Below are 12,885 nucleotides of genomic sequence, written 5' to 3' on the forward strand. Positions count from 1 at the left end.
TTTCCTGTTTGGCACGCCCTTACTGCGGCTTACTCCTTGGCTTCAGCCTGATTGATCTTGCTGGTGTGCCTGCAAGGCTTTTCCCGATTGAGTCTTGTCACCAGCAGCGCTCGCGCTGTGCTGCTGATTTGCCGTCGAGGAAAGGTCACTCCATAACAGGATCATCTACAAGCGCTTGAAATACCTCGGGTCATTTGCTCGAAGATAGATGCATTCGATATTTATATTATATATCAATAACTTGATTTTTTTGAACGACCCTGGTCAGCCCTTGGTGAGGCCAGTGTGTCGCGCATTTCTGCGATAAGTTTCAGTAAAATCGTTTTCACGGCCTGGGCAGGAACCGAGAGCGGCAGATGGCCACTCAGGCAAAGTGACAGGGGCGCCTCGACCTGAGGTTCGACGATACGGCTGAGATGAACCGCCTTGTTTTTCTGCAGGGCCAGCGCGGCAGACTCGGGAAGGATGGTCGAGGCGAAGCCTTCGCCTACGGCTGTTGCCAGGGTCGTGGCCGACTCGACTTCGGCGATCACGTTCGCTTGCCGACCGATGCCCTGGAAGGCTTCGTCCACTACCTTGCGCATGACGTTGTAGGTGCGTGGTAGCAGCAACTCCAGCTCTGCGACGGTCGCAAGCGGGATGGTCGGGTGTGTGGCAAAGGCCTCATCGGCGCTGACGAGGTACAGCTGTTCTCCCAGCAAGGGCATAAAGCTCAGGCCGCGAATCTCACGACCGCCATAAAGTACGGCCATGTCCATCCTGCCGTTCATGATCAGTTCGCTCAGCGTCGTGCCGAAGTTCTCGTTTAGATAGAGCACGATGCCGGGATGCATCTCGCGCACTTTGCGCAGCAGAGGGACGGACAGGCTGGAGGCCGCCGTGCCCGGCGCCAGGCCAACCGATACCTGGCCGCACAAGGCTGCGCTGCTGGCGGTCACGTCACTCATGGCCTGTTCGCACTGGCGCAGGATCAACTGGGCATGGGCATACAGCACCTTGCCGGCCTCGGTGGGCGTAACGCCGCGTTTGGTGCGGATCAGCAGTTGCTGCTGCATCTCGGCTTCCAGTGTCACCAGTTGCTGGCTGAGTGCCGGCTGAGCGATATGCAGCACGTCGGCTGCCTGGGTCATGCTGCCGATATCGACGATCTTCACGAAGTATTTGAGGCGGCGCAGATTCATGAAGGCTCGTTCTGAAAGAGGTACATGCGCAGAGCGAAGCAAGGCGCGGGCCAAGCTGGAGAGTCGTCATAAGCGCGGCCTATGACCGATTCTGTGCACCGTCAAAGGGCGCTTTCCCGCTGTTATAGATAAGCCTGATCCGATTGAGGGCGAGATCAGGACGTCGGTCATAAGGGCATCTTATCCGTACAGATCGAAGTCCTCTTTTGCAGCCGGCGAGCGTGCTCGTAACGTGACGTCATGCAAACCAGAGCGCGCCTGCCGCAGATGGCCGCTGCACTGCCCGAGTATGACGATGACTTCCGCCGAACCCTCACCACTGACGTTCCGCCAGGCCTTGTTGGCCATGTTGGGCGTCTCGCTGGTACTGATGCTTTCTGCGCTTGACCAGACCGTGATTGGCAACGCGTTGCCGAGCATCGTGGCCCAACTGCAAGGCTTCGAACTGTATGCGTGGGTGGGCACCGGCTACCTGCTGGCGTCCATCGTGACGATTCCGATCTTCGGTCGTCTGGGCGATTACTACGGACGCAAACCGTTCGTGCTGGCCGCAACGGTTCTGTTCACCCTCGCGTCGTTGCTCTGTGCACTGGCCAGCAGCATGCCGTTGCTGGTCGTGGGGCGTGTCTTGCAGGGCGTGGGTGGCGGCATGCTGGTCGGCACCGTTTTCGCCTGTGTGCCTGAACTGTTTCCCGATATCCATCAGCGCTTGCGCTGGCAGATGCTGCTCAGTGCCATGTTCAGTGTGATCAATGCCATTGGTCCGGGACTGGGGGGGTATCTGACGGGGCAGTTCGGCTGGCGCTCGGTATTCTGGTTGAACCTGCCGCTGGGTTTACTGGCGCTGTTTTTCGCCTGGCGCTATTTGCCCTGGTATCGACCGGTACGTCGGGCATCTGTGCGGCTGGACTGGCTCGGCGCTTTGATGATCGTGATGTTCCTGGGTGGGCTGCAGTTTTTGGTGGAGGGAGTCGGGCGGCCCACGTCCGCCATGACACTTGGAGCCGGTGCACTGGCCCTGATGATGCTGATCGGATTGTTTTGGCATGAGCGCCGTTGTACCCATGCGTTGTTGCCTCGCGCATTGTTCGCCGACCGCAGCATGCGCCTGCTATTCGTGCTGGCCATGCTGGCGGGCGGGGTCATGTTCACCTTGTTGTTCTACCTGCCTTTGTTGCTGCAAGGCGGCTATGGCTACAGCCCGCAGCAGGCCGGTTTTCTGATCACCCCGCTGGCTTTGAGCATCACCCTGGGCGCGATCGTGAACAGCCGTGTGATGACGCGCCTGAAGAATCCCAACTGGCTGCCGCTCGGCGGTTTCAGCGCGCTGACCTGCGCCTGTACAGTCCTGGCTGCGGTGGGGCTTGGCGCAAGTTTCAATCTGTTGGCGGGGCTTATTCTGTTGGCCGGGTTGGGACTTGGTTTCGTGCTGCTCAATCTGAGCGTGTTCACTCAGACCCTGGCTGAGCATCAGTACCTTGGGATCGCCACGGCACTGCAACAGTCGCTTCGACTGGTCGGCGGGTTGATCGGCACTGCGGTGATGGGCGCGCTGGTCAACCTGCTTTATGCGCGGTATGTACAGTCTGCCTTGGCCACGGCGGGGCAACTGGGTGCGTTGCCCACACTGCTTGACCCTCAAGTGTTGATGGCCGGCCCCCCGAACCTGACTGCTGAACACCTGGATATCGCCCGTGGTGCGCTGGCCTCTGCCATCGGCAGTGGCTTGTCGATGTGCGCCATCGCCGCGGCCCTGGCTGTGTTGGTGGTGATCCGATTGCCGGCTGTGGACCTCAAGGCCCGCAAGCCCGTCCGTTGATTTACTTTTTCTCCGTGAGACAGGATTCGATCATGACTCCAATCGAGCAGGCCGCCAGAGCGCCTGCGCTGTTCATTCCACAAGAGGCCGCGCGCGTATCTCTGATCGGTGCCCGCGCCTATCTGCTCGAGGCGCCTGGCGAGCTGGAGATCGAGGCGCAGCGGCGAATCTGGGCGTTGGCCGAGACGCTGGAGGCCCGTGACGATGTGCTGTCGACCATTGCCGGCATGACCAACCTGCTGGTGCTGTTCCGGCACATTCCCGTCGATCCAGAGCCGGTAATCGCCGAGTTGCAGCGGCTGTGGAGAGAGGCCGATCCGTTGCATCGCACGGGCCGCCTGATCGAAGTACCCACCTGTTATGGCGGTGAGCACGCTATCGATCTGCCGGCCCTCTGTGACTTCAGTGGGTTGGCTGCGGAAGAGATCGTTCGTCGTCATTACCAGGCGACCTATAGCGTTTTCGCGGTCGCCAGCGCGCCCGGCTTCGGTTATCTGGGGGGGCTGGACCGCGCCATCTACATGCCACGCAAGAAGGTTCCATCGCTGAACATGCGCAAAGGCATGGTGACCATCGGCGGCATGCAGTCCGGCATTGCGGTACTCGATGGTCCCAATGGCTGGAACGCCATCGGTTTCGCCCAACTGACGATGTTCGATCCCGCTGCCGACAGGCCCGCGCTGTTGGCCCCCGGTGACACGGTCCGTTTTTTACCCGAGAGGATCGAGCTGTGATCGAGATCATCACCACCGGCCCGCAGAACACCGTACAGGATCTTGGTCGCCCGGATTATCGCAACATCGGTGTCGCCACCAGTGGCGCGATGGACAGCCTGGCACTGCGCGTGGGCAACCTGATGCTGGGGAATGCGCAGAATCTGGCGGGCCTGGAGTTGCAGACCTTCCCGGTTCGCCTGCGCTTCGATGAGCCCACCGTGATTGCCCTGACGGGCGCCGACTGCCGGGCGACACTCGATGGTCGAGACCTGCTGCCCTGGTGGGCCATGCCTGTTGCGGCTGGCCAGGTGCTGGAACTGAGCTATCCGCGCAAAGGCGCAAGGGCCTACCTGTGTGTTGCAGGAGGGATCGAGGTGCCGCTGGTCATGGGCTCTCGCAGTACCGCGTTGCGTGGTGGATTCGGTGGTTTCGAGGGGCGACCGCTGCAGTCTGGCGATCAGCTTGGCTGGGGCTCCCATGAGTCGTCTCGGTTACCGGCTGCAGGCTTTGGCGTGCAGCCTCCGTCGCAGGCGCTGGCCGATGCCTTCGGCCATGACGAACAAGGCAATGTCTTGTTGCGTGCGATACCTGCGGGGGAGTATGGGCTGTTCGAGCAGGACCGTGAGCGTTTCTGGGGGCAGCCCTGGAAGATTTCCGCGCAAAGCAACCGCACGGGATACCGTCTCGCCGGAGAGCCGTTGGCTGCGCAGAAAACCCTGGAGATGCGTTCCTATGGTCTTGTGCCTGGCGTGGTGCAGGTGCCACCGGGAGGCGAGCCGATCATCCAGCTCAGCGACGCCAATACTGCGGGCGGCTATCCCAAGATTGCCGGGGTCATCGACGCCGATCTCTGGCGCCTCGGCCAGGCGGCAATCGGTAGCCGGGTTCGTTTTGTCGAAGCGACGCCGCAAATGGCCATCGAAGCGGAGCAGGCTCTCGATGAGTACCTGCAAGGCATTCGGCGGGTATTGAGCGAACGCTGATTTCCTCTCCAGGGCACTGCCGAAGGTGCCCTGATCTTGGTCGACATTCTTTGATGTGACGTCAGCAACGGCGCGTGGGCAAGGCATTGGCCTGTGCTCCGGCTGTCGTTGTAAGCACCCTGCATAAATCACGAAGCCTTTCACAGTAGGTGAAAGGCTTCGTCGTACACGATCAATCAGGGCGCACGGCGGTTAGCGAAGCGTGGCGCAGAATTCGGCAATCCGGTCACAGCCTTCGCCCAGCGTTTCCAGGCTGGTCGCGTAGGACAGGCGCACGAACGGGCTGAGTCCGTAGGCTGCGCCCTGCACGGTTGCCACGTGTTGTTCTTCCATCAGCGCCATGCAGAAATCGGTGTCGTTGCCGATCTTGCGCCCGCCACGGCTGATCCGGCCGATGAAGTGGGCGATATTGGGGAACAGGTAGAACGCGCCCTCGGGCTTGTGACAGGTCATGCCTTCGATCTTCGCCAACCGTTCCAGTACGAAGTCACGACGCTGCTGATAGAGACCCGCGCGCTCGGCCAACAGTGCCTGTGGGCCGTTCAGGACTGCCGTCGCCGCTGCCTGGGTGAGGGTGCAGACGCCCCCGCTGTTTTGCGTGTTGACGTTGCTCACGGCTTTGATCAGGTCTTTCGGGCCACCGCAGTAACCCATCCGCCAGCCGGTCATGGCGTAGGCCTTGGATACGCCATTCACGGTCAGCGTGCGTTCGTACAAACGCGGTTCAACGTCGGCGATGGTGCAGAACTCGAAGCCGTCGTAGATCAGGTGTTCGTACATATCGTCGGTCATGATCCACACGTCCGGGTGCTGCAGCATCACCTCGGCGATGGCGGTCATTTCCTGGCGTGAGCAGGCCGATCCGGTGGGGTTGCTCGGGTAGTTGAGCAACAGCCATTTGGTTTTGGGCGTGATGGCGGCATTGAGGTCTTCGGCTTGCAGCTTGAAGCTGTTGGCCTGGTTGCAGGGCACCGCAACCGGAACACCGCCGGCGAATTTGACGATATCGGCGTAGCTGATCCAGGCCGGCGTTGGGATGACCACTTCATCGCCGGGGTTCAGGGTGGCGAGCATGGCATTGAAGATCACTTGCTTGCCGCCACCGGCGACCAGGATCTGACTGACGTCGTAATCCAGGTTGTTGTCGCGCTTGAACTTGCTCTGGATCGCCAGTTTCAGCGCCGGTGTGCCTTCGATGGCCGGGTACTTGGTATCCCCGCCCAAGGCGGCGGCATACGCCGCTTCGATGGCGTGGGCAGGGGTTGGAAAGTCCGGCTCTCCGGAAGACAGACTGATCACCTTGATCCCTTGCGCGGTCAGTTCTCGCGCTTTCTGGGTCATGGCTACGGAGGCGGACACGGAGACGTTCTTCAAACGATCAGCGGTAGTGGGCATGGAGTAATTCTTTCGTGTGTGGAGAGGGCGAAAGCCAGCATATGAGCCTGCACGGCAATGGCTCCAATAGCGCTTTGCTGTGAGGTCATAGGAAAGTCAGATGGATGAGGTGTAACGAGTGCGACTGGCCCGACGGCAAAGCATCGAGCCGGTCGCAGGGTAAGGTGGGAAGGGTTATTCCAGGGCTTCGAATTGCATGTCGCTGAGCTTCTGGACACGCTCCTCACGGACCATCTTGTATTCGGTGTTCGGACCGATCCATTTGGCCCAGATCTGGTCGATCTCACCGGCCTTGTCCATGGCGTACAACGCATCGTTGATCTTGGCGAGCAGGGCTGGCTCTTCGAGGCGCATGCCGACGCTGATGGGTTCGAGGGCCATCGGCTCCGGTGCGATACCGAGTTCGACGCCGCTGGCTTTCGCCTGGTTCACCAGCTTGATGGCCGACATGGTGTTGGTTACCACGCCGAGTACCTTGTTCTGCTGCACGGCGAGGTAGGCAGAGCCCGTATCCTGGAACGTCACGGGCCGGGCCTTGGCCAGGCGGATCGATTGCTCGGACGTTGAGCCTTTGGTCGCGCTGATGCGTTTGCCTTCGAAGAAGGCGCGCGGTTTATCAGCCAGTGGCGCCTTGACCACCAGCACCTCCTTGGCGACGTAGTAGGGATCGCTGTACTGGATCTGTTGGGCGCGGGTCTTGGTGTAGGCCAGGTTGGCGATGACCACGTCCACACGGCCCATCTTCACTTCCGGCACGCGAGCCTCGCCGGAAAGCGGCTTGAGTTCGAGCGTGACGCCCAGGTGCTTGGCCAGGCTGTTGCACAGGTCGATGTCCATGCCTTCAAGCTGGCGGGTTTGCGGGTTGGGCGAGGAGAACGGCGGTACATCCGAATAAACGCCGCAGCTCAGGCTCTGTTTGGCCTGGATATCGGCCCACTGGTCAGCATGGGCGCTCAGCGCGATGAGGGGCAGCAACAGCACGGCCATATGGGCTTTTTGGATACGCATCGGGTGATCCTCAAAAAAAGAAATGTGGCAGTGTTCAGGACGCGACAGCCGCCGCGTGTTCAAGCGCGCTCTAGTGGCGATTCAATGAGAGCGCAGATCGCTGATGAAGCGCTGCGCTCGTGGGTGTTCGGGCTGGCTGAAGAACGCATCTGGCTTGGCTTTTTCCAGGATTTGCCCCGCGTCCATGAACCAGATGGTGTCCGCGACCTCACGGGCGAAATTCATCTCGTGAGTCACGCACATCATGGTCATGCCGTCCTTGGCCAGGCTGCGCATCACCTGCAGCACTTCGCCGACCATTTCCGGGTCGAGGGCACTGGTGGGTTCGTCGAACAGCATGACCGGCGGCTCCATGGCCAAGGCCCGTGCGATGGCGACGCGCTGCTGCTGGCCACCGGACAACTGGCCGGGATAAGCACCGGCCTTGTGGGCCATGCCGACACGCTCCAGCAACTCCATGGCCTGCTTGCGCGCGGCCGCGCCTTTCAGGGCGCGAATCTTGGTCGGCGCGAGGATGATGTTGTCCATCACCGAGAGGTGCGGAAACAGATTGAAGCTCTGGAACACGAAGCCGATCCGGCTGCGCAGGCGATTGAGGTTGGCATCGGTGCCATGGATGTCGTGGCCCTCGAAGAGAATCTGCCCTTCATGAATCGCCTCGAGTCGGTTGACCGTGCGAATCAGCGTGGATTTTCCCGAGCCCGACGGCCCGCAGACCACGACGACTTCCCCTTTGTGAATCTCGGCGTTGATCTTCGTCAGGGCCTGGTACTGGCCGTACCATTTGTCGACATTGGAAAACATGATCAAAGGGTTCATGGCGATCATCTCGAAGGTTCGGAAGAGGGTACGGCGCCGCCAAGGGCGGTGCCTGCCGGGGTACCTGCATCACCCTGGCGCTTGCGTTCGATACGGCGTTCGACGGCGGTCGCCAGACGAGTGAGGCTGTAGCAGAGGATGTAGTAGGTCACGGCGAGGATGACGTAGACCTGGAACGGCTTGGTCAGGAGCTGGTTGTTGACCTGGTTGGCAGCGAAGGTCATCTCCTGAACGTTGATCACGTATCCCAGGGTGGTTTCCTTGATGATCGAGACGAACTGGCTGATCAGGCTCGGCAGCGAGTTGTACAGGGCCTGCGGCAGGATCACCCAGCCGAGCGTTCTGAAATAACCCATGCCCAGCGCACGGGATGCCTCGAACTGTCCGCTGGGCAGGCCCTGTATGCCTGAACGCACGATTTCGGAAAGGTAGGCGCTCTGGTAGATCACCAAGGTGCAGAGCATGGTGGTGAAGCCGCTGATGTTGCGACCGATCAGAACCGGCACCAGAAAGTAGGTCCAGAAAATCACCATCAGCAGCGGAATGCCGCGCAGCACATACACCCATACCGTTGCCGGCAGCCGCAGCCAGCCGAACGGGGAGATGCGTGCGATGGCGAGCAGGATACTGAGCGGGAAGGCGATGATCAGTGCCAGTGCGGACAGCACCAGTGTATTGACCAGGCCGCCCAATGGACCATGTGGATACTGACCAAGAAGGAACAGCTCCCAGTTGTCACGCACAATCGTGAAGACGTCGTACATGCTCGTTTACCTCGCCCGTGCCATATCGAATCGACGGGCGATCAGCGCCCCCACGGCCATCAGCAGAAGCGAAACGGCGAGATAACCGACAGTGGCCACCAGATAGGACTCGAATGTGCGGAAGGTGTAGTTCTCCACCTCACGGGTCGCGTAGGTCAGCTCCACCACGCCAATGGCCATGGCCAGGCTGGTGTTCTTGAACAACAGGACGGTGTGGTTCACCAATGAAGGCAGGGAGTTGCGGATTCCCTGGGGCAGGATCACATAGCGCATCGCACGTACGTAGCCCAGACCGAGTGCTCGCGCGGCTTCGTTCTGGCCCGCCGGAATGGCGCGCAGGCCGGCCCGCAGGTCTTCCGAAAAATAAGCCGCCTGGCACAAGCCAAGGGCGATGACGGCGAAGATGAACTCGGTACTGAAGTTGGCCAGCCACAGCTGTGCGCTTTCTGGCAGCAGCGTCGGTACGCCGAAATACCACAGCATCAACTGAACCAGCGTAGGGACGTTGCGGTGGTAGGACACGTAGCCTGCCACCAGGCGCTCCAGCAAGGGTTTGTGGGTCAGGCGAACCACTACCAGCGCGAACGCCAGTGTCATCGCCAGCGTCCAGGCGTAAAGCATCAGTTGCAACGTGAGGCTTGCACCGTGGAGCAGCAGGCTGGCGTATTCGCCAGTCAGGATCGGCCCGAGGTCGAAGTCTTTCATCATGGTGTCACCCTGTCAGGGCAGTGCGGCAGCAGTTGTTCGCAACCGATGGGGCGGCTTGGGCCGCTCTTGTCCGGCACATTGAATCAGTGGCTCTGTGGACGGGTGGTTTGCAGCCCGCCTGGCACCTGTAGCGTTGGGGTGATTTCCATGTGGCCGATGTTCATCGAGACCGGTGCGGCGATAGCGAACGCGATGGCATCGGCGATATCACCGGCCACTGGCAGTTCGAAGCCGTCGATGAACTTGGCGCGGGTCTCGGCTGCGTTGCCGTGTACGTGCTCGAAGATGTCGGTGGCAACACGGCCCGGACAGATCTCCGTCACCCGTACGCGCTTGCCGAATACATCGATACGCAGGTTACGCGAGAGCATGCTCACGGCGGCCTTGGTGGCGTGGTAGGTCGAGTTGCCACCGAAGTTGTAGGCGCCGGCGATGGAGCTGATATTGATCACATGACCCCGGTCGCGCTCGACCATGCCCGGCACCAGCAGGCGAGTGAGGTGCAGCACTGCGCGAAGGTTGACGTCGATCAGGGCATCGATACCGTCTGCGGTGGCATCGAGAATCGAACCCGGGCGGTCGACGCCGGCGTTGTTGACCAGGATGTCGATTTCCAGCCCTTCGACGATGCGGGTCATCGAGGCCAGGTCGGCAACGTCCACGGCATGGACGATACAACCCGTGCGTTCGGCCAGTTCCGCCAGCTTGTCGGCGCTGCGTGCCAGGGCGTGAACCACGATCCCTTCGCGGCTCAGGCGTTCGACGGTGGCGGCGCCAATTCCGGAGGATGCGCCGGTCACCAGCGCGGTTTTGTAGTCAGAAAATGGCATGGCCAGGTCCTTGTCCAGTAATGCCCGAAGGCGTGTAGTCGACTCTAAAGAGCAACCCGAAAGCGCGCCAAGAGGGTTTGGGTGTAGGGGGATAAGGGATTCTTATCACCTAGGCGACGAGCTGCGAGACGGGGACGATGGTGCCGCCACCTTGTTCGATTTCACGGCGAATGCTGCGTGCCAGTTCAAGTGCATTAGCGTTATCGCCATGCAGCAGGATCGAGCATGCTGGCACCTCGATGACTTCGCCGGTGTAGCAGGTGACGGTGCCGGCATCGAGAAACTGGCGAACCCGATCACGCACGCGGCTGGGCTCCTTGATCACCGAATCGGGTAGGGCACGAGGCACCAGCAAACCGTCCTTGTCATAGGCACGATCCGCCAGGAAGGTGGTAGCAATTCGCAGGCCATGCCGCTCGGCTGCGTTCTGCATCGCACGGCTGGTGGACGAACTGACAATAAGGTCGGGGTCGAAGGCCTTTACCGTGGCGAGCAGTGCGTCGGCCAGTTCATTGTCTGCCGCTACGCGATTACCCAGGGCACCATGAAAACTCATGTGAGTCAGGCGGTGCCCGGCTACCCGGGCCATACCGGCCAGTGCGCCAAGTTGATAGGTGACGTAGGTCTGCAATTCATAGGTGTCGACGTGCATTGGCCGGCGCCCGAATCCGAGCAGGTCGGGAAAACCAACGTGGCCGCCGAGGTCGATGCCCTTGGCGAGGGCCAGGCGTGTGGTCCTGTCCATGATCAGGGGATCGCCGGCATGGAATCCACAGGCCACGTTGGCAGAGGAAATGATGTCCATCAACGCTTCGTCTTCCCCCATTTTCCAGGGGCCGAAGCCTTCGCCGAGATCGGCATTGAGGTCGATTTTCATGGCCTGTTCATGCTCCTGACAAGGCGAGAAGGGCTGTGCCGTAGTCGACCAGTTGGCCGTCTTCGACGAGGTAGTGACCTGCGATGCCGTCTGCACTGGCGATCACTGGTAGCAGCAGGTCGCCGACATCGATCACACCAACGAGATCGCCGGTTTTGATCGCTTGGCCCGAGGCAACCTGAGGCGTGTCACGTTCCGGGTGGCGAGCATGAAAGTGACCACAGACCGTCGCGATGGCCGCTACTGGTAAGGGGATGTCGGCAGTAACCGGTGTGGCAGGCAATCGCGCGTTTTTCGCTGGTGCTGCGCCTTGGGCGGGGCGCTTCAGGCGAATTTCAAATGTCGGGCTGCGTAGTTCCAACTGCGCCAGATTGGCCTCGGCCATCCAGCTTGCGAGTTGGCGGATCTTGTCGATATGCATCGTGCTCAACTCCGCGCCTGGCGCTCTTTCAGCCAGCGTTCCAGGTGATGAATGTCCACGGCTCCGCGTTTGAACGCGGCGTCTTCGAGTATCTGCTGATGCAGTGGCAGGTTGGTGGAGATACCCTCGACGCGAAACTGAGCCAGTGCCGTTCGCATCCTGGCCATCGCCTGTTCACGAGTCGCGCCGTGCGTGATCACCTTGGCGATCATCGAGTCGTAGTACGGCGGCACCTTGTAGCCAGAGGTGACGTGGGAGTCGATCCGCACGCCGATGCCGCCGGGCACATCCCAGCGATAAACCGTGCCGGGTGTTGGAACGAAGCTTTCCGGATTCTCGGCATTGATACGGCATTCCAGCGAGTGCCCGACCGTGACGATGTCGCCTTGGCGGATGCTCAGCGGCTCGCCTCGGGCCACGCGCAGTTGTTGTTCGACGATATCCAGGCCGGTGGTCATTTCGGTTACGGGGTGTTCCACCTGCAAGCGTGTGTTCATTTCGATGAAGTAGAACTCGCCGTCTTCGTAGAGAAACTCGAACGTGCCCACGCCGTGGTAGCCGATATGCCGGCAAGCGTCGACGCAGCGCTGGCCAACGCGTTCGAGCAGCGCTGCATCGATGCCGGGCGCCGGTGCTTCCTCCAGCACCTTCTGATGCCGGCGTTGCAGCGAGCAGTCGCGGCTTCCGAGCCACACGCCGTTGCCGTGGCGATCACACAGCACCTGGATCTCCACGTGACGCGGGTGACCGAGGAATTTTTCCATGTACAGCTCTGGGTTGCCGAATGCGCGGCGTGCTTCCTCGCGGGTGACGCTCACCGCCTGCATCAGTTCGTCTGCTGCGTGCACTACCCGCATGCCGCGGCCGCCACCGCCGCCGGCGGCCTTGATTATGACGGGGTAGCCGATGGCATCGGCTACGCGCTGGAGGGTATCGCGGTCTTCGGGCAGCGAACCCTCGGGTCCAGGAACACAAGGCACACCGGCCTCACGCATGGCCTGTTTGGCCGCGACCTTGTCACCCATGCGTCGGATGCAGTCCGCGGTGGGGCCGATGAAGGTCAGGCCGGCATCCGCGACGGCCTGGCTGAAGCTGGCGTTCTCCGAGAGAAAACCGTAGCCGGGGTGTATAGCCTGAGCGCCCGCCGCCTTGGCGGCATACAGAATGGCGGACTGGTTCAGGTAGCTCTGGCCGGGAGCAGCGGGACCGATGCACAGCGCCTTATCGGCGAGTTTCAGGTAGTCGGCACCTGCATCTCCCTGGGAGTAGATCATCACCGATTTCAGCCCCAGATGATGGCAGGCACGCTGGATACGAAGGGCGATCTCGCCACGGTTGGCGATCAGAACGGTATCGAACATGGC

The 12,885-nt window shown here is 61.0% G+C and carries 13 protein-coding genes; 3 read left to right on the forward strand and 10 right to left on the reverse strand.

Annotated features, from left to right (window positions below; translation table 11 throughout):
* Positions 1-233 precede the first annotated feature (233 nt).
* Positions 234-1,181 carry a nitrogen assimilation transcriptional regulator NAC gene (gene nac / locus ACSZPK_RS20675; protein WP_437883415.1) on the reverse strand — a complete coding sequence of 316 codons (948 nt, stop codon included), beginning with the start codon at positions 1,179-1,181 and terminating at the stop codon, positions 234-236.
* A gap of 295 nt (positions 1,182-1,476) precedes the next feature.
* Between nac and ACSZPK_RS20680 the strand changes: the two genes are divergently transcribed.
* The 3 genes from ACSZPK_RS20680 to ACSZPK_RS20690 are packed head-to-tail and all read left to right on the forward strand — an operon-like array spanning position 1,477 to position 4,699.
* On the forward strand, positions 1,477-3,000 hold the full coding sequence (locus tag ACSZPK_RS20680) for an MFS transporter (RefSeq protein WP_437883416.1): 1,524 nt from the start codon (positions 1,477-1,479) through the stop codon (positions 2,998-3,000).
* Positions 3,001-3,032: 32 nt separating this feature from the next.
* Entirely contained in the window at positions 3,033-3,734 is a 702-nt protein-coding gene (gene pxpB / locus ACSZPK_RS20685) for a 5-oxoprolinase subunit PxpB (RefSeq protein ID WP_437883417.1), read from the forward strand.
* Entirely contained in the window at positions 3,731-4,699 is a 969-nt protein-coding gene (locus tag ACSZPK_RS20690; RefSeq protein ID WP_437883418.1) for a biotin-dependent carboxyltransferase family protein, read from the forward strand. Before pxpB ends, ACSZPK_RS20690 begins: the two co-directional genes overlap by 4 nt.
* A gap of 192 nt (positions 4,700-4,891) precedes the next feature.
* Here ACSZPK_RS20690 and ACSZPK_RS20695 read toward each other — a convergent pair whose 3' ends face one another.
* The 9 genes from ACSZPK_RS20695 to accC all read right to left on the reverse strand — a co-directional run bounded on the left by ACSZPK_RS20695 (position 4,892) and on the right by accC (position 12,882).
* Entirely contained in the window at positions 4,892-6,094 is a 1,203-nt protein-coding gene (locus ACSZPK_RS20695) for a pyridoxal phosphate-dependent aminotransferase (protein ID WP_437883419.1), read from the reverse strand.
* A gap of 174 nt (positions 6,095-6,268) precedes the next feature.
* Positions 6,269-7,102, reverse strand: a complete 834-nt coding sequence (locus ACSZPK_RS20700) for an ABC transporter substrate-binding protein (protein ID WP_437883420.1) — start codon at positions 7,100-7,102, stop codon at positions 6,269-6,271.
* An 81-nt stretch (positions 7,103-7,183) separates the two neighbouring features.
* On the reverse strand, positions 7,184-7,912 hold the full coding sequence (locus ACSZPK_RS20705) for an amino acid ABC transporter ATP-binding protein (RefSeq protein WP_437883457.1): 729 nt from the start codon (positions 7,910-7,912) through the stop codon (positions 7,184-7,186).
* 14 nt (positions 7,913-7,926) lie between these two features.
* Positions 7,927-8,685 (reverse strand): amino acid ABC transporter permease, encoded by a 759-nt coding sequence (locus tag ACSZPK_RS20710; RefSeq protein WP_437883421.1) that lies wholly within the window; start codon positions 8,683-8,685, stop codon positions 7,927-7,929.
* Positions 8,686-8,691: 6 nt separating this feature from the next.
* The gene (locus tag ACSZPK_RS20715) at positions 8,692-9,393 is read right to left on the reverse strand and encodes an amino acid ABC transporter permease (protein ID WP_437883422.1); all 702 of its coding nucleotides are present in this window, start codon (positions 9,391-9,393) and stop codon (positions 8,692-8,694) included.
* An 83-nt stretch (positions 9,394-9,476) separates the two neighbouring features.
* Entirely contained in the window at positions 9,477-10,223 is a 747-nt protein-coding gene (locus tag ACSZPK_RS20720) for an SDR family oxidoreductase (protein ID WP_437883423.1), read from the reverse strand.
* 109 nt (positions 10,224-10,332) lie between these two features.
* Complete coding sequence (locus ACSZPK_RS20725) at positions 10,333-11,100, reverse strand: LamB/YcsF family protein (protein ID WP_437883424.1); 768 nt, start codon at positions 11,098-11,100, stop codon at positions 10,333-10,335.
* Positions 11,101-11,107: 7 nt separating this feature from the next.
* Positions 11,108-11,521, reverse strand: coding sequence for an acetyl-CoA carboxylase biotin carboxyl carrier protein (locus ACSZPK_RS20730; RefSeq protein ID WP_437883425.1), 414 nt, complete (start codon positions 11,519-11,521; stop codon positions 11,108-11,110).
* Between the two features lie 5 nt (positions 11,522-11,526).
* Positions 11,527-12,882: an acetyl-CoA carboxylase biotin carboxylase subunit gene (accC, locus tag ACSZPK_RS20735; RefSeq protein WP_437883426.1), complete on the reverse strand. Its 1,356-nt coding sequence runs from the start codon at positions 12,880-12,882 to the stop codon at positions 11,527-11,529.
* Positions 12,883-12,885 lie beyond the last annotated feature (3 nt).

This window comes from Pseudomonas sp. LRF_L74 (genome assembly GCF_965644255.1).
In the GTDB taxonomy this organism is placed as follows: Bacteria; Pseudomonadota; Gammaproteobacteria; order Pseudomonadales; family Pseudomonadaceae; genus Aquipseudomonas.

Bases quoted from the DNA above. Each gene is read 5' to 3' on its own strand.
- nac (WP_437883415.1), bottom strand. From the start codon at position 1,181: ATGAATCTGCGCCGCCTCAAATACTTCGTGAAGATCGTCGATATCGGC.
- accC (WP_437883426.1), bottom strand. From the start codon at position 12,882: ATGTTCGATACCGTTCTGATCGCCAACCGTGGCGAGATCGCCCTTCGT.
- ACSZPK_RS20725 (WP_437883424.1), bottom strand. From the start codon at position 11,100: ATGAAAATCGACCTCAATGCCGATCTCGGCGAAGGCTTCGGCCCCTGG.
- ACSZPK_RS20720 (WP_437883423.1), bottom strand. From the start codon at position 10,223: ATGCCATTTTCTGACTACAAAACCGCGCTGGTGACCGGCGCATCCTCC.
- ACSZPK_RS20710 (WP_437883421.1), bottom strand. From the start codon at position 8,685: ATGTACGACGTCTTCACGATTGTGCGTGACAACTGGGAGCTGTTCCTT.
- ACSZPK_RS20700 (WP_437883420.1), bottom strand. From the start codon at position 7,102: ATGCGTATCCAAAAAGCCCATATGGCCGTGCTGTTGCTGCCCCTCATC.
- ACSZPK_RS20715 (WP_437883422.1), bottom strand. From the start codon at position 9,393: ATGATGAAAGACTTCGACCTCGGGCCGATCCTGACTGGCGAATACGCC.
- ACSZPK_RS20680 (WP_437883416.1), top strand. From the start codon at position 1,477: ATGACTTCCGCCGAACCCTCACCACTGACGTTCCGCCAGGCCTTGTTG.
- ACSZPK_RS20730 (WP_437883425.1), bottom strand. From the start codon at position 11,521: ATGCATATCGACAAGATCCGCCAACTCGCAAGCTGGATGGCCGAGGCC.
- pxpB (WP_437883417.1), top strand. From the start codon at position 3,033: ATGACTCCAATCGAGCAGGCCGCCAGAGCGCCTGCGCTGTTCATTCCA.
- ACSZPK_RS20695 (WP_437883419.1), bottom strand. From the start codon at position 6,094: ATGCCCACTACCGCTGATCGTTTGAAGAACGTCTCCGTGTCCGCCTCC.